17 protein-coding genes and 1 pseudogene are annotated in these 17,667 nt (G+C 37.7%); 12 read left to right on the top strand and 6 right to left on the bottom strand.

All coding sequences use genetic code 11. From position 1 onward, the window contains the following. The first annotated feature begins 154 nt into the window (after positions 1–154). From ykzS to NST91_RS17850, 8 genes are all read left to right on the top strand, one after another. Positions 155–349, top strand: coding sequence for a protein YkzS (ykzS, locus tag NST91_RS17885; protein WP_341332216.1), 195 nt, complete (start codon positions 155–157; stop codon positions 347–349). 92 nt (positions 350–441) lie between these two features. Beyond that, on the top strand, positions 442–894 hold the full coding sequence (locus NST91_RS17880) for a MarR family winged helix-turn-helix transcriptional regulator (RefSeq protein ID WP_099364562.1): 453 nt from the start codon (positions 442–444) through the stop codon (positions 892–894). Positions 895–1,031: 137 nt separating this feature from the next. Further along, positions 1,032–1,775, top strand: a complete 744-nt coding sequence (locus NST91_RS17875) for a GTP cyclohydrolase II RibA (RefSeq protein WP_121445260.1) — start codon at positions 1,032–1,034, stop codon at positions 1,773–1,775. Positions 1,776–1,913: 138 nt separating this feature from the next. Continuing rightward, positions 1,914–3,287: an aldehyde dehydrogenase gene (locus tag NST91_RS17870; RefSeq protein WP_341332215.1), complete on the top strand. Its 1,374-nt coding sequence runs from the start codon at positions 1,914–1,916 to the stop codon at positions 3,285–3,287. Between the two features lie 241 nt (positions 3,288–3,528). Beyond that, positions 3,529–4,119: a cell wall hydrolase gene (locus tag NST91_RS17865; RefSeq protein ID WP_341332214.1), complete on the top strand. Its 591-nt coding sequence runs from the start codon at positions 3,529–3,531 to the stop codon at positions 4,117–4,119. Between the two features lie 106 nt (positions 4,120–4,225). Beyond that, positions 4,226–5,185 (top strand): nucleoside hydrolase, encoded by a 960-nt coding sequence (locus NST91_RS17860; protein ID WP_341332213.1) that lies wholly within the window; start codon positions 4,226–4,228, stop codon positions 5,183–5,185. A 196-nt stretch (positions 5,186–5,381) separates the two neighbouring features. Then, entirely contained in the window at positions 5,382–5,723 is a 342-nt protein-coding gene (locus NST91_RS17855; RefSeq protein WP_121445256.1) for a DUF4257 domain-containing protein, read from the top strand. A gap of 211 nt (positions 5,724–5,934) precedes the next feature. Beyond that, positions 5,935–7,554: an ABC-F family ATP-binding cassette domain-containing protein gene (locus tag NST91_RS17850; RefSeq protein ID WP_341332212.1), complete on the top strand. Its 1,620-nt coding sequence runs from the start codon at positions 5,935–5,937 to the stop codon at positions 7,552–7,554. 36 nt (positions 7,555–7,590) lie between these two features. Here the strand turns inward: NST91_RS17850 and NST91_RS17845 are convergent, their stop codons facing one another. Continuing rightward, positions 7,591–7,821 carry a spore germination protein gene (locus NST91_RS17845; RefSeq protein ID WP_341333555.1) on the bottom strand — a complete coding sequence of 77 codons (231 nt, stop codon included), beginning with the start codon at positions 7,819–7,821 and terminating at the stop codon, positions 7,591–7,593. A 99-nt stretch (positions 7,822–7,920) separates the two neighbouring features. Further along, entirely contained in the window at positions 7,921–8,106 is a 186-nt protein-coding gene (locus tag NST91_RS17840; protein ID WP_341332211.1) for a hypothetical protein, read from the bottom strand. A 175-nt stretch (positions 8,107–8,281) separates the two neighbouring features. Between NST91_RS17840 and NST91_RS17835 the strand changes: the two genes are divergently transcribed. Further along, positions 8,282–8,437, top strand: coding sequence for a hypothetical protein (locus NST91_RS17835; RefSeq protein WP_165918085.1), 156 nt, complete (start codon positions 8,282–8,284; stop codon positions 8,435–8,437). 68 nt (positions 8,438–8,505) lie between these two features. On the opposite strand, the gene NST91_RS17830 is transcribed toward NST91_RS17835, so the two are convergent. Together NST91_RS17830 and NST91_RS17825 are read right to left on the bottom strand one after the other, a co-directional pair. Next, a complete protein-coding gene (locus NST91_RS17830) occupies positions 8,506–8,700 on the bottom strand; it encodes a small, acid-soluble spore protein, alpha/beta type (protein ID WP_121445252.1) in 195 nt (64 codons plus the stop codon). Between the two features lie 225 nt (positions 8,701–8,925). After that, a complete protein-coding gene (locus tag NST91_RS17825; RefSeq protein ID WP_341332210.1) occupies positions 8,926–9,858 on the bottom strand; it encodes a CobW family GTP-binding protein in 933 nt (310 codons plus the stop codon). A 501-nt stretch (positions 9,859–10,359) separates the two neighbouring features. On the opposite strand from NST91_RS17825, the gene abc-f reads away from it, so the two are divergent. The 3 genes and pseudogenes from abc-f to NST91_RS17810 form a co-directional block, all read left to right on the top strand. Continuing rightward, positions 10,360–12,048, top strand: a complete 1,689-nt coding sequence (gene abc-f, locus NST91_RS17820) for a ribosomal protection-like ABC-F family protein (protein ID WP_341332209.1) — start codon at positions 10,360–10,362, stop codon at positions 12,046–12,048. 274 nt (positions 12,049–12,322) lie between these two features. Beyond that, positions 12,323–12,664 (top strand): transposase, encoded by a 342-nt coding sequence (locus tag NST91_RS17815; RefSeq protein ID WP_341332208.1) that lies wholly within the window; start codon positions 12,323–12,325, stop codon positions 12,662–12,664. After that, positions 12,658–13,548 (top strand): annotated as a pseudogene (locus tag NST91_RS17810) (IS3 family transposase); the annotation flags it as partial. The gene NST91_RS17815 and the pseudogene NST91_RS17810, both read left to right, overlap by 7 nt. 1,139 nt (positions 13,549–14,687) lie before the next feature. Here the strand turns inward: NST91_RS17810 and NST91_RS17805 are convergent. Further along, positions 14,688–16,616, bottom strand: coding sequence for a TRAP transporter permease (locus tag NST91_RS17805; protein WP_341332207.1), 1,929 nt, complete (start codon positions 16,614–16,616; stop codon positions 14,688–14,690). 24 nt (positions 16,617–16,640) lie between these two features. Then, positions 16,641–17,648, bottom strand: coding sequence for a TAXI family TRAP transporter solute-binding subunit (locus NST91_RS17800; RefSeq protein ID WP_341332206.1), 1,008 nt, complete (start codon positions 17,646–17,648; stop codon positions 16,641–16,643). Positions 17,649–17,667: the final 19 nt, after the last annotated feature.

Here is a 17,667-nt window from a genome sequence, read left to right as displayed (position 1 = left end):
CTTTTTAATTTTATATTTCGACATAATGCCTACTAGACATTTCCCCCATATCTTATGCCTAAGTATGTATAGTGTGTAAGATAGAGGTATAAATGGGTATTAGCCTTGTTTCTTATTTTTTGAACAATTATAATCTAAAAAGAGGTGTATACATATGAATGAAGAATTTGTAAATGAAATTTTAAATAAGCTCCGGGATGGAGAGTTAAATGAATACCTTGTGAAGAAGGATCAATTTTTGGAGTTCCGAAATACGTTGGTTAAGCGGGAAGATTTTAAGCATTTTAGAGGAATTGCCCATCACGGTGGGGATGTCATGTATCGATATACGGAAGCTGCAAGGAGCTAATGGGAAAAAAGTCACAGAACCCAACTTGACAGAGAACATAAAAATTTAGTAAAATTATCTTGAATTCGAGATAATGAAAAAGGGTGGATCGTATGGAAGCGAATGAAGCAGTAAATGTTCCTAACCTCTCCTTGAAATTTTTTGTCATACTATCTAGAGCATTTCGATCTGTAAATGAGCGGGTAGAAGAGGATGTAAAAGGATACGGATTAAATCTAACTGAGTTTGCTGTGTTAGAACTTCTCTATCATAAAGGGGACCAACCAATTCAACATATTGGTAAGAAGGTCTTATTATCGAGCGGAAGTATAACATATGTTGTGGATAAATTAGAAAAAAAGAATTATATTTCAAGAAAACCATGTCCAAAGGATCGACGTGTAACATGGGCGTCCATCACAGAGGAAGGTAAACAATTTATGGATACGATATTTCCAAAGCATGAACAGGCTATTGAAGAAATTGTTGGGGTGCTGTCTGATTCTGAAAAAGAAGAAATGATGGTGCTATTGAAAAAGCTTGGATATCATGCTGACAAACTGTAAAACTTACTAAATGAGGGACTATTCTATAAGGATATAAAGTGTATATTTCTTGACCTCCCTTTTTAATAATTCTATACTTTCAAAACATAGAGTAGAATAAATTTTACAAGTGGTAACATTAGAAAGGGAGAATTCTTATGGTTTCAGAAAAGGTGAAAGACCTTCTATTAAATAAAATGAGCATGATCCATAAACAAGGGGAACAGGATATTTGCTTAGTTGGACCTGTAACATTACCCGTTCAATTAGATGATCAAGTGGTAACTTTTAAATGGTATACATGGCTAAAAATGGAGAGTGGAATGAGTAAAGAGGAAGTACTAGATGCTCTCCCTACAACTAATTTAGCAGAAATGCAGCAATCATCTGTTCTTGTATATGGTGATTTTGACTCAGAACATGATGCGCTAATTAGAATGCATAGTATTTGCCATACTGGTGATATATTTGGAAGCAAGCGTTGTGATTGTGGTTTCCAATTACGGGAATCCATGAGAATGATTGTCTCAAATGGATCTGGGGCTCTCTTTTACTTAGCTAATCACGAGGGAAGAGGGATTGGCTTATTTTCAAAATCCTTAGCGTATATTCTCCAGCAAGAAGGGTTAGACACAGTTGAAGCAAACCTTGCATTAGGCTTTAACGATGATAGTCGCAACTATGAAGATGCCATTCGCGTGCTTACTGAGTTACGTTCGAAGCCAGTTACCTTAATCACGAACAATCCGAAAAAACTAGCTGCATTACAAGAATACGGACTATTATCAGATACTCATGTCCCACTTTGGGGAGATGTCTCTGAATACAATAAAAAATATTTAGCCACGAAGGTTGAAAAATCAGGTCATATACGAGTAAAAGAAAAAATTGCAAGTATCTAATACTAAATCAAGGGTAAGCCAAAAAATGATGGCTTACCTTTTTTCTACTCTTCATGTAGTATTATCTTGTTTTTTGTTAAAAAATAGTATGTACTATTTATAAATAGTTGGAAATCCTGTTGAAATGGGGGAGACGTAGTGGAAAGCTATGGTGCATTAATAAAAAAGCAGCGCGAATTTTTTTCTACAGGGAAAACAAAAGAAGTTGCTTATCGAATGGGAGCTCTTAAAAAGACTCGAAACATTATAAAAACAAATCAAAAGGAAATTATGGACGCATTACATAAAGATTTAAACAAATCTGAGTTTGAATCATATGCGACCGAAATTGGCTTTGTTTTAGAAGAGCTTAGGTTTACGATAAAGCATCTTGAAAAATGGGCGAAACCAAGAAAGGTAAAAACAAGCTTAACAGGTTTTGGAAGTAAAAATTATATTTATCCAGAACCATATGGGGTGGTCTTAATCATATCCCCTTGGAATTATCCATTTCAGCTTGCATTTGCACCATTAATTGGGGCTATAGCAGCAGGAAATTGTGCGATTTTAAAACCTTCTGAGCTAACCCCAAAAACGTCTGAATTACTAACAAAACTGATTCGTGAACATTTTCAAGAGGATTACATAGCAATTGTTGAAGGCGGTGTTGAGACAAGCACGGCCCTTTTAGAGGAAAAGACAGATTATATCTTTTTTACAGGTAGTGTGGCCGTTGGAAAAGTGATTATGGAGGCTGCAGCTAAACATTTAACACCTGTTACCCTTGAACTTGGAGGGAAAAGTCCTTGTATTGTCCACAAAGATGCGAATCTTCGATATGCAGCAAAGCGAATTGCATGGGGGAAGTATACAAATGCTGGACAAACTTGTGTCGCACCAGACTATCTGTATGTTCATAATGAAGTGAAAGCAGAATTTCTGAATCTGTTAACAGAGGCTATCCAGGAATTGTATGGGAATGCCTTAAGTAAAGAAAGTAAGTTTACGAAAATTGTAAGTGCGCGCCATTTTGATCGACTCACTTCCTTTATCCATAATAGTGGGGTTATTTTCTATGGTGGAGATGCTGATGTTGATAAGCTTTTGATTGAGCCTACAGTTTTAACTGATGTTACATGGGAACACCCGATCATGGAAGATGAAATTTTTGGTCCAATTTTGCCTGTAATGGGATACGATGATATCCTACAAACCATTGATGAGATTAATAAACGCCCAAAACCCCTTGCGTTATATATTTTTTCAGAAGTGGAACGAGTGCAAAATAAAGTGCTAGAATCCATCTCTTTCGGTGGTGGTTGTGTGAATGATACAGTTTACCATTTTACTTCACCCCATTTACCATTTGGCGGTGTAGGTGATAGTGGAATTGGTGCCTACCATGGGAAAGGAAGCTTTGATGTATTTTCTCATGAAAAAGGGATCATGAAGCAAACGACAAAGTTTGACCTTCCTTTGCGCTACTCAACAACCAAACATGGTTTGAAGCTGATTAAGATGATAATGAAATAACAGTAAAATGTTATTTATGTTAATAACATGACTGAGATGTTTGTAAAATTCAATCTGTATTTTTCCATCCTAACCAATATATAGGTGGTATATTTAGCGAGGATATTTTTTCCACTCATATTTTGAGGCAAAGTGTCTGTAAGGCTCAAGTATTCTACCACTTTTTGGGCAATGAAACGAAATATTACAGCTGTTAACCTTCTAGTAGAGCAAAAAACGACGATTACTAGGAGGAAAAAACATGAAAAACCTTAAAAAGATTGGATTTGCAACAGCATTAACATTTACCCTATTAGCATCAGGTGTGAGTGCATCGGCAGCAACTCATACTGTAAAAACAGGTGATACATTTTGGAATCTTGGCATGAAGTATGGAGTATCAGTTTTAGATCTTAAGAAAGCAAATAACCGAACAAGTGATATGATCTATCCAGGTGAAGAGCTTGAAATACCAGAGGTAGTGACGACTCAAGATAAGGAATTACTAGCAAAACTTGTACATGCGGAAGCAAAAGGGGAGCCATATGCAGGTAAGGTTGCAGTGGCTACTGTAGTGTTAAACCGTGTCGACTCATCTGAATTCCCTAATACGATTAAAGAAGTCATTTACGAAAAAACAACTGGCGGTTCATTTGCATTTAGCCCTGTAGCTGATGGTTCAATCAACCAGCCAGCTGATGAAGAATCAAAACGTGCAGTAGACGAAGCCATTACGTTCCGCGGACAAGGAAAAGGGTCATTATTTTTCTTTAATCCAGATAAAAGCTCAAATCCATTTATGATGGATAGAGAAGTAACAACTGTCATTGGAAATCATCGATTTGCAAAATAATACTTTTCAAAACACTCATTTCGTGTCATAGCGAAGTGGGTGTTTTTTTTAACATCCCAACATATAGTGAATATTATGAATGATTTTTGAAAGGGGAGCGGTGTTAATGACAGCAAAGGTACTGTTTTTCGGGGATCCAGGAATTGATGATTCGATCGCAATTATGTATGGACTGCTTAATCCAGAGATTGAGATTGTTGGAATCGTTCCTAGCTATGGTAATGTAAAACAAGAACAAGCTACTCAAAATGTTGCTTATCTATTATCGCTTGCAGGCAAAACGGATATCCCAATTATAGCAGGTGCAAAGGGACCATTATCAGGAGAGGTCACAGCGTATTACCCTGAAATACATGGGGAAGAGGGGCTTGGCCCGATTCAACCACCTGATACACTTCCTACCGCTGAGTTATTAAACTTTGATGAGATTTTTAAAATAATCGAAAAATATGAAAACGAAATCTATATTGTCGATGTAGGAAGATCAACATCTCTTGCGATTGCCTTCATCCTGGGTGGTGAGGTGATGGAAAAAGTTAAGGGGTTTTATATAATGGGAGGGGCTTTTTTTGTTCCTGGAAATGTCACCGCTGAAGCAGAGGCCAATTTTTATGGTGACCCAATTGCCTCAAATCTTATCTGTGAACGTGCACATAACTTGGCAATACATCCTCTTAATGTAACCATCCAAGCTATCTTAACTTCTGAAATTGTTGATCAAATTGTAAGGCAGGGAACAAATAATCCTTACCGAAATTTGATTCGTCCAATTTTTGATTATTATTATGAATTCTATAAGAAAAGCATGCCTGGTATTAAAGGGACACCACTACATGATGTTGTTGCCCTTAGCGCAATTGTAAATCCATCCATTATGCAATATGCAAGACGTAGAGTAAGGATCGAAATGTCTGGGATTTTAAAAGGAGTGAGCGTCGCGGATTTTCGTGCTAATCCGGACAAGGAGCCTGTTGAAACATTAGATCGGATTGCATTACGCATTGATTATGAAAAGTTCATAACTGATTTTATCCAAGTTATGACAAACGGAAGAGTGGCTAGGTAGTTATATGCAGTCCTTTAGGGGGTCGAAATAGTTTTTAGAATGAAAATGGGACATTGGTAGCATGAAAGTATTCGTAATTTTCGGAAAATATACCCAAGCTTTCTTATTCATAATTGGCATATAATGTTAATAAGGAAGCTTCCATTTGTTGCCTAAGGTCAAGCATTACCCAATCTGGACTTTAGGGGGTGATGACATGTTGTTGCATCTCGTGCTAGCAATCTTTATTGGTGGCTCTATGGGCTTACTGGGACATGCTAAAAAAAGGGGGAAAATAGAGAAACCTCGTGTAACAAAACGCTTCATCTACCTAGGATTCTTAGAAGAAATGCTTATTGGAACCATTGCAGCAGTATTAATTGTAGCTTCAAGTGACACAGAATCGATTTTTCGAGTCATATTCCTTTCGATTTTAGCAGGTTACGGCGGTGAAAAAATTATACAGGGATTTGGCGCAGGAAAACAAACAGATCTGCCAAACGAATTGCCACCAAAAAAACAGGAACAGGAGACCATTAATAAGAATGATGTTATTTGATTGTAAACAAATAAAAAAAGAAAAACGTGGTTTGTTTTAATGACTCTTTTTGCAGGAATACTGTGGGAAGGGTCATTTCTATTTTTCGGAAAAAAACTTGTCACAATATGGATGGGTCTTATGTCAACAAACTATGGACCGAAAACTAGTGTTGTTTCTATGAAAATGGTATAATCAGTAGCAATGATATGAAATGGAGGATTTATACTACATGATTACAGTTACAAATGTAGGTTTGCGTTACGGTGACCGCAAGCTTTTTGAAGATGTTAACATAAAGTTTACACCGGGAAATTGTTATGGACTAATAGGTGCAAATGGTGCCGGAAAATCTACCTTTTTAAAGATTCTTTCAGGTGAGATTGAACCACAAACAGGTGACGTGCATATGACACCAGGTGAGCGTCTCGCGATCTTAAAACAAAACCATTTTGAATATGAAGAACATGAAGTTCTAAAAGTTGTGATTATGGGACATGCTCGTCTATATGAAGTGATGCAAGAAAAAGACGCAATCTATATGAAGCCTGATTTCTCAGATGAGGACGGAATGAGAGCTGCTGAGCTTGAAGGGGAATTTGCTGAGTTAAATGGTTGGGAAGCTGAATCGGAAGCAGCTATCCTTTTAAAAGGACTAGGAATACCTGAAGATCTTCATGCGAAGAAAATGGCAGAATTGACAGGTTCTGAGAAAGTAAAAGTGTTATTGGCCCAAGCTTTATTTGGTAAGCCAGATGTTCTATTACTAGACGAACCTACTAACAACCTGGATTTAAAAGCAATCCAGTGGCTTGAAGAATTTTTAATTAACTTTGAAAATACTGTTATTGTTGTATCCCATGACCGTCATTTCTTAAACAAGGTATGTACGCACATGGCTGACCTCGATTATGGAAAAATCCAAATCTATGTTGGAAACTATGACTTCTGGTATGAATCAAGCCAGCTTGCTTCAAGAATGGCTCAAGATGCAAACCGTAAAAAAGAAGAGAAAATTAAAGAACTACAGGCATTTATTGCGCGATTTAGTGCAAATGCATCTAAATCTAAACAAGCAACTTCCCGTAAAAAGCTTTTAGATAAAATTTCACTTGATGATATCAAACCATCTTCTCGTCGTTATCCGTTTGTCGGATTCACACCAGAGCGTGAAATCGGTAATGACTTATTACGTGTAGAAGGTCTTACAAAGACAATTGATGGTGTTAAAGTACTTGATAATGTGAACTTTATTATGAACAAAGGCGACAAGATAGCATTTGTAGGAAAAAGTGAAATTGCAATCACAACATTATACAAGATTTTAATGGGTGAAATGGAAGCAGACAGTGGTACATTCAAATGGGGTGTGACTACATCACAAGCTTATTTCCCTAAAGACAACACGAAATATTTTAATGGAGATGAGCCAACATTAGTGGACTGGCTTCGTCAGTTCTCTCCAAATGATCAAAGTGAGAGTTTCCTAAGAGGATTCTTAGGCAGAATGCTATTCTCAGGGGAAGAAGTATTGAAAAAGCCAAGCGTGCTATCTGGAGGAGAAAAGGTACGTTGTATGCTTTCAAAAATGATGCTAAGTGGTGCAAACGTGCTTGTACTCGATGACCCAACAAACCATCTAGACCTTGAGTCTATTACAGCTTTAAATAATGGTTTAATTGCGTTTAAAGGTTCTGTATTATTTACATCGCATGACCATCAGTTCGTTCAAACAATTGCAAACCGTATTATCGAAATCACACCAAATGGTCTTGTAGATAAGCAAATGACATATGATGAATACCTTGAAAATACTGAACTTCAAAAACAAGTAGAAGCCATGTACGTATAACATTAAAAACCGTCTTACCTAATAGGTAGACGGTTTTTATGTGCCGGAAACAACATTTGAGTCGACGCCATCCGGGTCAAGGGTATTTGAAGTACTCACACGATTATTGTTTGTCACATGAAAACCTGTATTAAATGATCCCGACCCAGCGATTGTTTTACTGGTTGAAGTAGGGGAGACATAAAAGGAATTACCGGTGATGATAATACCCTCATTGCTGTTAATTTCAATCGGTCCTAAAAAAGATAGAAGCCATATGCTTTGCACCACCTTCGTTCATCTTCGTAGTACTAGCATATGGCTCCTATGGAATTGTGAAAGGTACAAACCCCTAAAATTTTAAAAAGGATAAGCCAAAGTAGCTTATCACTTACCTAATAAGGCTAATATTCCTTTAAAGATTAGAACAAATGAGAATACGATAATTGTAATTGCCCCAACTAGAGTAAATACGGAATGTAGGCTAGTTAATACGTTATCATATTCTGTTACTTTAATAAGGGCAAAACCTGCTAAAATACAAGCTAAAAATAATATAGACATTTTTTCCATATGATTTTTCCCTCCTTTCTTCATCATATGTCCAAATTGAGAGGAAAGTGAGGAAAACAACGATGTTTTACACATTTTTTAATAAACAGGAATAAAAATCGTTTTCGTGAATAGAATGGTCATGTCGGAAAAAAGTGGATAAAATAGAAGGTTTAAAAACGATAGGGTGGGTAAGATGGCATTAGTTAAAAATTGTATTATTGTAGTACTGTTTGCACTGTTAGTGGTGGGAATGATTTTACTTGGGGTAAGAACGATTGAGGCAAAGGGAAATCCAACAGTGATGAAGACTTCAGATGAATTATATGTTGAAAAAACCGTTCATTTCTAGGGGAATGACGGTTTTTTAATTGTAATAAATAGGAGGCCCAGTATATGGACCCCCTTATAGGTGAATTGTTACTGTTGTGAACCGTTTGAAAGCTGCTGCTGCGCCATTGCAACAAGGCGTTTCGTCATCTCGCCTCCAACAGAGCCGTTCGCACGTGCGGTCGTATCTGCACCAAGCTGAACTCCAAACTCATTGGCGATTTCTTCTTTCATTTGATCTAGAGCATTTTCGCTACCAGGAACCAATAGTTTGTTTCTTGCCATGATACATCACTCCCGACAGAAGTTTTTTGAGTAACCAAATGATTACTCATAATTAACTTTCCACGTAATAAAATAAACATGCTTGGGAATCAAGACCAATATTATTCCTTAATATGGGTAGGGGAAAATTAACTTTAGTTAGGTCAGAATCTTGGCCAGTTGGTCACAATTATTCAGAACAACTTCACAATGACATTAAAACGGGTTAAATTTTTCCTTAAGAAACTATTCAATCTTCAAACTTTCTTCCTGTAGTTTCTCCATTTCGACCTTCATCCATGTTGGGTCTAATTTTTCACCGATAAATACCAAAGTTGGTTTATAATTCATCAACTCTTTTAAGTAAATGGGTGTTCCATAGGAGTATTGAAATAAATATGTGTTGTTCGAATGGGTAAACTTTAAATAGCCCTTAATTCGGTATATTGTTTCAGGCATCTTTCTGAGCCATTCTTCAAACAAATCGAGATCAAGTGCATTTGAAAATGTATGCACAAATGTTTTTAGCTTCAAATCGAGATGTACATGTGCTCGCTCATGTGGTTTTCGTTCAGCTTTTTTAATTGTACGGAGATCATCAAGCTTCACCGATGCATGCTTCGTTAGCAAACTTCTTGCCTCGCTGTTGATGGATTGAATTTCAAAGAGCATTTGTCCTTGTTCCATTTCAGATAACTGGTCGATTTTATTAAGTAAAAGCACATCCGCATGACGAATCTGTTCGCGTAATAGCATTTGTAATTGAGGACTTAGGGAATCTCTTTCTCTCCAACGAATCACATCAATTAGGGTTACAATTGATTGAACAAATAATTGATCGGCAAAAAGCGGTGACATACATGCATCTAATACTTCAATTGGATGTGCAACACCCGTTGTTTCAATGTAGATAGCATCTAGGTCATAATCCTGTAATAGTCCTTGCAAATGAACCTCAAGCTGTCCTTGAATCGTACAGCATACACATCCATTAAGCAGTTCTTTAAGCGGAGTGCTATCTGAAACTGCGTTTGAATCAATCGAAACCTGACCTAATTCGTTCATAACTACAGCAACTTTTCGACCTAATTGCTTTTCTTGAGTAAGAATATTTTGTAATAAAGTGGTTTTACCACTTCCTAAAAAACCAGATAAAATAAAAACCTCAACTTTTTCCATAAAAACTCCTCATTTTAATAGTACATATTTTCCTAATTAAAGGTGAATACCTTCTATTATAGCGAATAATGGCAATTAGGGAAAAGGCGGAATCTTGTTAGTAGGAATTGACAGGAAATAAACAAAAAATATATACTAAAGTTAACTAAATTCGAAAGGAATGGGTAAGGGGCAATGGATAACTAATCTTATTTTCGTACCGATTTTTCAAAAAGAATGAGAGTCCAAAAGCAGGATGAAAAGGACCAAGAAGTTCAAGGCGACGCAGCTTTGAGTACCGGAGCGTATGCAATTAATACGTGAGGAACGGAGAAGCAAGTCAACGCAGAAATTCGATGTGTCATTTTCACCGGACTTTTGAACATCCTCTAAAGAAAAAACGTGTATCTAGAGAATAGGATTAGTCTGCCCATTTCCATGTCCATTAGTACATTATAAATGTACGTTTATTTGTGATGGGAAAATACGTCCTCTCTAGATACCGTCTAGGGAGGTTTTTTTATGACGATTTTAAAGATGACCGGGATTCAAAAAAGTTACGGAGATAAGATTATTTTAAATAATATTGAATTCACGGTCCAAAAAGGGGACCGAATTGGGATTGTCGGGGATAATGGCTCAGGTAAAACAACGTTAGCAAATATCATAACTGGGAAGATAGAAATGGATAAAGGGTCAATTGACATGCCTTTTGGCCCTATTTCAATTGGATATGTAAAACAGGCTGCAGAAGTAACATATGAAGAAATCGAAGAAGCGACTATTTCCGGGGAGATATTGGAACAAACGAGTCAACTAGGGTTAATGAAGGTACACACCTGGGACCAAGAAAGAGCAGTACATTTAAGTGGTGGAGAGAAAACAAAGCTATCCCTTGCAAAGGTATGGTCATCGTCCTCTGACCTTTTAATACTTGATGAGCCGACAAACCATCTTGATTTTAAAGGTGTGGAATGGCTGATTGAAGAAATGAAGGCATATCAGGGAGCCATTCTAGTTATTTCACATGACCGATATTTTCTTGATCAAACGGTTAGTCAAATTTTGGAGATTGAAGGAGGCAATTCATTCATTTATCAAGGAAATTATACGAATTACTATAAGGAGAAAGAAAGGTTGTATCAAAGCCAGCTTCATCGCTACGACATTCAGCAAAAGCATAAAGAAAAAATAGAAAACCAAATGAGCAATTTACAAACTTGGTCGGATAAAGCGCATCGCCAATCGACGAAAAAAGAAGGTTTTAAGGAATTCTATCGGGTTAAAGCAAAGAAAATGGATAAACAAATTAAGTCAAAAATGAAACGGCTTGAAAAAGAGCTTGAAAAGAATAAAATTGAAAAGCCGATCGAAAAGGATGAGCTGCAATTTCACTTCAAACAAAATAAAAAGAGAGGAAAACGAATCGTTGAAGTGAAAAATGGAGAAATGCAATTTGGAGAAAGAATCCTGTTTCAGAATAGCCACTTTTATGTAAAGTTTGGGGAAAGAATAGGCATACTTGGTGAAAATGGATGTGGGAAGACGACCTTGCTTCGCATAATAATGGGTGAAGAACGGATTTCAAGTGGGGAGTTATGGAAAAGTGATTCTTTGAAAATTAGCTATTTATCTCAAGATGTGACAGATTTAGAGGAAACGAAGACCATTCTAGAATATCTTGGGATTACCGTCAGAGACGAGATAAGTGAAGCTAGAACGATATTTGCAAACATCGGGTTTAATGCAGATAAAATCAAACAGCCCATCTCCACATTAAGCTTAGGTGAACGAACGAGAATTAAGCTTGTTAAACTTTTATTGGATGAAGTTGATATACTGATATTAGATGAACCAACCAATCACCTTGACCTTGTAAGTCGGGAATCATTAGAAAAAATGTTACAGTCCTTTCAAGGTACAATTTTAACGGTATCCCACGATCACTATTTTCTTAAAAAAATGTGTGAGAAACTACTTGTTTTTGACAATCAAGTCATTAAAAGAGTTGAGATGGGACTAGAAGAATATCAGCAAAAAAATCATCAAGAACCTAAGACAATACAAAACAAGGAAGAAGAAAAGCTACTACTTGACAATGAGATAAGTGCGACAATCGGCAAATTATCTTTACTTTCAAAGGATGACCCGATGTACGAGGAGTTAGACAAAAAATTGTTAGCGTTAATGAAAAAGAAAAGAGAACTATGAAAGCCTTAAAAAGGAGAAAAAAGTTCAGTGTCACTTCAACACTGACGAGTTCCTTTTTATGTTCCAAACAGCCCCATTATCAAAATAAAAACATATACGAATCATATTCATTGTCAAAAAAAGCAACTGAGCAAAAACAACATCAAATCTTCGGACAGTGAAGGCAAAATTATCGTGGTCTTGTCCGAAGGTGAGGTAACTTCAGACAAGGGAAGGCAAAATCATCGCAGTCTTGTCCGAAGGTGAGGTTAGTCTTAATAGTGGACAACGTAAAATGAGATTTTATTATATAATACAATCATCATTTATAAGGACGTGTCCAGGTATGGGAAAACATTATGATCAAGAATTCAGAGATTATGTTTCTAAATTAGTTATTGAAGAAGGTAGAAAAGCAGCTGATGTTGCACGTGAATTAGAAATCTCATCTAAGTCCATTAGTCGGTGGGTTTCAGCGTATCGACAAAAAAACTGTGGAGAAACGAGTGATAAGTATTTAACGCCCAATGAGGTTGAAAAATTAAAAAAACAACATGAAAAAGAACTAGAAAAACTAAGAGAGGAAAACGAGATCTTAAAAAAGGCCATGCACATCTTCACCAAAAACCAAGCGTAGTTTATAGTTTTATACTTGACCACTCTGAAGAGTATGCTATTTCGAAGATGTGCAGTTTATTTAATGTATCGAAGAGTGGATATTATAAGTGGCTTAAAAAATCTAGAGTTCTATCGGAAAAAGAGGATTATCGTTTAGAACTTCAACAAAAAATAAGTAAATCATTTCATGAGAGTTTTGGAACTTACGGCAGTCCAAGAGTACATTCTGATTTAGATGAATGGGGTTATTCGGTTTCGGAAAAGACTGTAGCTAGAATCATGAATGAAATGGGTTTAAAAGCGAATCAAAAAGCGAAATTCGTGGTCACCACAGATTCAAACCATAATTTAAACACATATCCTAATCTGCTTAATCGACAATTTAACGTAGAAGAACCTAATAAAGTTTGGGTTTCTGATATTACGTATATCTGGACGGTAGAAGGCTGGGTGTATTTGTCCTCCATTATGGACTTATGTTCAAGAAAAATTGTGGGTTGGAACCTGGGGTCAGATATGAAAAAAGAGTTAACTATTCAAGCATTAAATATGGCCATTGTTTTAAGGCAGCCTGGCGAAGGTTTAATTCATCACTCGGATCGCGGTTCTCAGTATTGTGCCCAAGATTATATCGATATTATGGTTGAAAATAATATGGAAATCAGTATGAGTAGAAAAGGTGATCCATACGATAATGCTTGTATCGAGTCATTTCATTCCACAATCAAGAAAGATTTAATTTACAGAAGGCGATTCAAAACAAGAGAAGAGGCAATAAAAGCGGTCAATTATTATATTAATAATTTCTATAATGAAAAAAGAAAGCATTCAACTTTAGGATATACTTCTCCAAATGAATATGAGAGAAATCTTCAACCAACAAATGATGTATTTATCTCATAAATTAGACTTTTGGTATTAGAAATGAGCAGTCATGTTTTCGACTGGTCATTTCTAATACCGTACCAAACGAAGTGCGGTAGCGTTGAGTTATAAAAAGTCTCAAATTTTATTGTCCACTTTCTTGACAGAAGACCAAAGGTGAGGTAACTTCGGACAGGGGAAGGCAAAAACATCGCAGTCTTGTCCGAAGGTGAGGCAACTTCGGACAGGAGAAGGCAAAATCACGGCGTCTTGTCCGAAGGTGAGGTAACTTCAGACATAGGAAGGCAAAATCATCTCAGTCTTGTCTGAAGGTGAGGTAACTTCGGACAGGGGAAGGCAAAATCATCGTTAGTGTGTCCGAAGGTGAGGTAACTTCGGACAGGGGAAGGCAAAAACATCGCGGTCTTGTCCGAAGGTGAGGTAACTTCGGACAAGGGAAGGTAAAATCATGGCAGTCTTGTCCGAAGGTGAGGTAACTTCAGACAAGGGAAGGCAAAATCATGGCAGTCTTGTCCGAAGGTGAGGTAACTTCAGACAAGGGAAGGCAAAATCATGGCAGTCTTGTCCGAAGGTGAGGTAACTTCGGACAGGGGAAGGCAAAAACATCGCGGTCTTGTCCGAAGGTGAGGTAACTTCGGACAAGGGAATGCAAAATCATCGCGGTTGTGTTCAAAGTAGAGGTAACTTCAGACAAGGGAAGGCAAAATTATCGCAGTTGTGTACAAAGTAGAGGTAACTTCGGACAAGAGAATGCAAAATCATCACTGTTGTGTCCGAAGTCAAGGTAACTTCAGACAGGGGAGGCAAAATTATCGCAGTTGTGTCCAAAGTAGACGTAACTTCGGACAAGAGAATGCAAAATCATCACTGTTGTGTCCGAAGTCAAGGTGTCTTCGGACAAGGGAAGATAAAAACATCGCGGTTGTGTCCAAAGTAGAGGTAACTTCGGACAGGGGAAGGCAAAATCATCGTTAGTGTGTCAGAAGTAGAGGTAACTTCGGAAAAGCCAAGGCAAAATTATGGTAGTTGTGTCCGAAGTCAATATAAAAAATGTAAGCGTGAATTCGTTTGTGAATTCACGCTTAAAATGTATTGTGATTTACTCTTTTACTACCCAAATTTGGAACCCGTCACTTCAACACCGAACTCTTTTTCTTTTAAGCCCCTTTTTCGAGTGGAGTGTATTGTATTGGGCGCTTTTTTTGTACTGCAATCACCAATACAAATAAAATGATGCCCATACTACTGAATAAAACATGTGGATATATCAGCAATAGACCACTCGAGATTAACAGTATGCGGTCAAGGTAAGTCGCACATTTTTGTAGCCAGCCAATCACGCCTGCGCTAAGTGCAATAACACCGATAACCGCAGTTAAGAATGAAACAAAAATTTCAATAGGTGGACCATCGAGCAGAAGTGCAGGTTCTAAAACAAACATAAATGGAATGATGAAGCCCACTAAACCTAGTCGAACTGCTTCTATCCCAACTTGGTTTGGGTTGCTATCGGCAATACCGGCAGCGGCATAAGCTGCTACTGCAACAGGTGGTGTAATCGCTGAAAAAATAGAGAAATAAACAATAAATAAATGGGCAGCCATTAATGAAACACCTAATTCCATTAAGGCTGGAGCAGCTAACATCGCTGTTAAAATATAAGCAGCAGCAACCGGCATTCCCATTCCTAAAATAATACAAATGAGCATAACTAGAATCAAGGTAGGAAGGAGCATACCTTCAGTTAGTCCAAGGACAATACTCGTTAATTTACCACCAAGTCCCGTTGACATGATACCTGAAATGACTAGCCCAGCCGCGGCACAAGCTGTTGTTACTGGGATAGAGGATTTTGCACCATCAAGCATCGCTTCAAAAATTTGCTTAACACCCATTCGGGTTTTTTTACGAAACCAGCTAACTACGATTATTGCTAATACACCGTAAAAACCAGTTCTAGATGCGCTATAGCCATTTAAAAGAAAGAAGAGTAAGATAACCAATGGGATAAAATAGTACCAGCCTTCTTTTAACACGTTTGAAACGTTAGGAATGTCTTCTTTATTCGCCTTTGGTAAATCTAATCTTATTGCCTCAAAATGAACCATCGCAAGCAATGAAGTATAGTAAAGTATTCCAGGAATAATGGCAGCAATAACAATCGAAATATATGGAATCTGAGTAATTGCTGCCATTAAAAAGGCAGAGGACCCCATAATTGGTGGTAAAATACTACCACCAGTCGATGCAGCTGCCTCAACTGCTGCCGCAAATGTTGGTTTGTATCCGGAACGCCTACTCACTGGAATCGTAAATGAGCCTGTTGTTACAACATTCGCTGTTGGGCTACCAGAAATCATGCCAAAAAATGCACTCGCAATGACGGCCACCTTGGCTGCTCCACCGCGGGTTCTTCCAGCAAGAGCTGTCGACAACCGGAAGAAGAACTCACCCGCACCCGCCTTTTGTAAAAACGCTCCAAATAGTAAAAACATATACACGAATGATGCTGCAACTGCAATTGGTGAACCCCAAAGGCCGTTAAAGCTATAAGCTAGATCTTCAACTACTTCGGAAAACGAAAATTCCCTATGCCAAATGAGTCCGCCTAAATGATGGCCCCAAAGTGCATAACTGATTCCAATTAAAACGATGATGACGATCGGCATTCCAATCGTGCGACGTGCTGCTTCGATACTTAATAGGACAAATACGAAGCCAACAAAAATATCCAAAGGGGACATAGGGTCGACAATTGGAATCCGTTCCGAAATTCGTTCAGCGTGGATATTAAAATAACATCCGGCACCTAAAGCTAAGAGTGAACAAATATAGTCAGGGATTGTCGGTGTAGCGCTTGTTCTGCTTTGTTTTGAAAAACTATAATATAAAAAGGTCAAGATTAGAATGAAAGCTAGATGAGTTGCCAACAGTTGGATCGGATCTAGTTTTCCCCAGACAACAGACACAATTTGGAATAGTGATAAGATGAATGCAATACTTTTAAAATATTTAGCAGCGGGACCTGTCAAGTCACGCTTTTCACCTTCAGAAAAGGTTCTAGTTATATAATTTGTAAAGCCCATTATCTCGGGAACTCCCTTCTAAATTTAATGGATTAGTCCTTTTTCTACGAAAAATTTCTTTGCACCAGGATGAAGAGGGACCTTCCCAACTTTGCTAAAGTTTTCGTCTGATAGCTTCTTAAATTCCTTATGGACTGTGCCTAGATATTCTACATTTTCATAGATAGCCTTTGTAACGCGATACACTTCTTCTTCAGGAACATCCTTGTGAACAATTAAAATAGCAGGGGTATATAGGGTGTGTATATCTTGATTTAAAAAATTATAACTCCCTGCCGCTATTGTACCTAGCTCCATTCCTAGCTTATCTGCTACATCTTGAAGTATATCTTGGTCCATCGAAATAAATTTCATGTCATTTGTGATGGCCGCCTCTAAAATATCACTGGATGGGACGGATACTGCATCTCCTGTTGTATCGATTCGATTATCTCCCATCAATTCAAACGTTTTTGAACCACTTAAATGATCAACAGAACCACCCCAAGATGCTATATCTTTATAGGTTACATCGTACTCTTGTAAAATCGTTCGGGTTATGATTTCACCCGCAGAGCCCCTTTGGTCAACTGCTAGCCGCATCGGTGCTTCCTTTTGAATCACCTCGTCCAATGAATCGAATTCCACGTCAGCTCGTGCGATTAATTGATAATAGTTAGCAGGAATCACCACACTAATCGCCCGTATATCTGGATAGGCTTCTTTATAAGGTTCTGTTCCACTAAATGCTGCGTAAGCTGTCATGGCATAGGAGATACCATAAGGGACCGTGTTTGTTCCAACACTAGCCGGATTCTCAACAATTCCGCCAGGCTCAACCGTAATAAGTGAACCTTTATTTTCACGACGAATCGACTCGGCGATACCTTCTGTAAAAACAGACCATGCGCCACCTGTCCGTCCGCCAATAATAGTCGTTCGAATATCGCCAGTATCAGCGACAGACACCGCACCAACTTTATTCAAGCAACCTGCTAAAAGAATACTGCTAATTAAAAGTAAGAAAGAATAAATCCAATTTTTTTTAGACATTCACATTACCCCCAAAGGT

This window comes from Ferdinandcohnia sp. FSL W7-1320 (assembly GCF_038050315.1).
Classification (GTDB): Bacteria; Bacillota; Bacilli; order Bacillales; family Bacillaceae_L; genus Ferdinandcohnia; species Ferdinandcohnia aciditolerans.
Note: the sequence above shows the minus strand (reverse complement) of the source record. Positions and strands in the feature narration are given on the sequence as shown.

Coding starts and splice junctions, on each gene's coding strand:
- NST91_RS17825 (WP_341332210.1), bottom strand. CDS start 9,858: ATGGAAAAAGTTGAGGTTTTTATTTTATCTGGTTTTTTAGGAAGTGGT.
- NST91_RS17850 (WP_341332212.1), top strand. CDS start 5,935: ATGATTACAGTTACAAATGTAGGTTTGCGTTACGGTGACCGCAAGCTT.
- NST91_RS17880 (WP_099364562.1), top strand. CDS start 442: ATGGAAGCGAATGAAGCAGTAAATGTTCCTAACCTCTCCTTGAAATTT.
- NST91_RS17815 (WP_341332208.1), top strand. CDS start 12,323: ATGAGATTTTATTATATAATACAATCATCATTTATAAGGACGTGTCCA.
- NST91_RS17860 (WP_341332213.1), top strand. CDS start 4,226: ATGACAGCAAAGGTACTGTTTTTCGGGGATCCAGGAATTGATGATTCG.
- NST91_RS17840 (WP_341332211.1), bottom strand. CDS start 8,106: ATGGAAAAAATGTCTATATTATTTTTAGCTTGTATTTTAGCAGGTTTT.
- NST91_RS17865 (WP_341332214.1), top strand. CDS start 3,529: ATGAAAAACCTTAAAAAGATTGGATTTGCAACAGCATTAACATTTACC.
- NST91_RS17855 (WP_121445256.1), top strand. CDS start 5,382: ATGTTGTTGCATCTCGTGCTAGCAATCTTTATTGGTGGCTCTATGGGC.
- ykzS (WP_341332216.1), top strand. CDS start 155: ATGAATGAAGAATTTGTAAATGAAATTTTAAATAAGCTCCGGGATGGA.
- NST91_RS17800 (WP_341332206.1), bottom strand. CDS start 17,648: ATGTCTAAAAAAAATTGGATTTATTCTTTCTTACTTTTAATTAGCAGT.
- NST91_RS17835 (WP_165918085.1), top strand. CDS start 8,282: ATGGCATTAGTTAAAAATTGTATTATTGTAGTACTGTTTGCACTGTTA.
- NST91_RS17830 (WP_121445252.1), bottom strand. CDS start 8,700: ATGGCAAGAAACAAACTATTGGTTCCTGGTAGCGAAAATGCTCTAGAT.
- NST91_RS17805 (WP_341332207.1), bottom strand. CDS start 16,616: ATGGGCTTTACAAATTATATAACTAGAACCTTTTCTGAAGGTGAAAAG.
- NST91_RS17875 (WP_121445260.1), top strand. CDS start 1,032: ATGGTTTCAGAAAAGGTGAAAGACCTTCTATTAAATAAAATGAGCATG.
- abc-f (WP_341332209.1), top strand. CDS start 10,360: ATGACGATTTTAAAGATGACCGGGATTCAAAAAAGTTACGGAGATAAG.